At 43.4% G+C, this 1,174-nt stretch carries 1 protein-coding gene; it reads left to right on the top strand.

The window, feature by feature from the left end; all coding sequences use genetic code 11:
* Window positions 1-653: 653 nt before the first annotated feature.
* The coding region (locus tag FYJ26_RS10730; RefSeq protein ID WP_154542243.1) for a DUF3575 domain-containing protein at window positions 654-1,174 on the top strand (521 nt) is incomplete at its 3' end.

The following is a 1,174-nucleotide window of genomic DNA, read 5'->3' as shown; positions in this document are numbered from 1 at the left end:
ATAATTATCTAAAGCGTTACTTTACGCTAATTCTTGACGGATTGGAACTTCGCAACTTTCATCTGTAGGTCAGGATTAGAAGCAGTAGACGCCGCATGGATATGATTACCGTGCATGTAAGGCTAAACGCGCGAGCGTTTAGTCTTGCAGACTGCATATTATCATAATTTGCGTGGGCTTCACTTTTGTCATCTTACCTACAAGGGCAATGCGACGGCCCCAATCCAAGAGATGGCAACAAGACAGGTTCCCACGCTTTCATGTTTTTAATACCCCTCGTATCGGGAACTAAGAGGGATGCAGACTTATCACGCATTATGCTTACTGACTTATTTATACTAACTGACCATCGACATAAACGCAATTCGCATGCGTCACTCCCTGTACTTGCATTGTCTGATCAAAATCTGACCATTGACAAGGGGGGCTACATCGGAAATTGAAATCTCCGTACTCCTCCCTCATCAATGATAATGATATTGAAAGGCTCATATCTGATTTTCTTCAATAGAAGTCTGAATTTTTCTACCAACAGAAAAAACAACACCTTCTTTTCCCGAAATTCAAGTATAAGTTCGCAATTATCACTCCATTTATATCCAGATAATCACATCTTACTTACCCATCATATACCAATCAGAATATATTAAGCGATGAAATCAATATTAATATCCATCGTGCTGCTCGCCCTCTTCCTCTCTCCCGGCGCAGCCGCTCATCAGATAGCCCTCAAGACCAACCTACTATACGATGCCACTACGACACCTAACCTTGGTCTTGAGTTTGGCTTATCCTCCAAATCCTCTTTGAATATAGTCTACGGTTTGAATCCTTGGAAATTCAGTACCGATACTCATGGCGAGAGGTTTGTCAAGCATTGGGTGGTGATGCCGGAATACAGATGGTGGACTTGTACGACTAGGAATGGTCATTTCTTCGGCGTGCATGCCATGGGCGGACAGTTGAATGTCTCAAATGTGAGCTTGCCGGTTCCCGGAGTATTCTTTAGTGGACTGAATCTGAAGAATGCAGCGCGAGATGGACGCTATCAAGGGATTTTTGCCGGTGCCGGATTGACTTATGGATACCAGTATCCGCTGTCAAAGCATTGGAATATTGAAGGAGAAATCGGAGTAGGTTATGCTCATCTGTGGTATGATCAATATCCCTGTGG

Source organism: Anaerococcus porci, from assembly GCF_009696575.1.
Taxonomy (GTDB): domain Bacteria; phylum Bacillota; class Clostridia; order Tissierellales; family Peptoniphilaceae; genus Anaerococcus; species Anaerococcus porci.
Note: the sequence above shows the minus strand (reverse complement) of the source record. Positions and strands in the feature narration are given on the sequence as shown.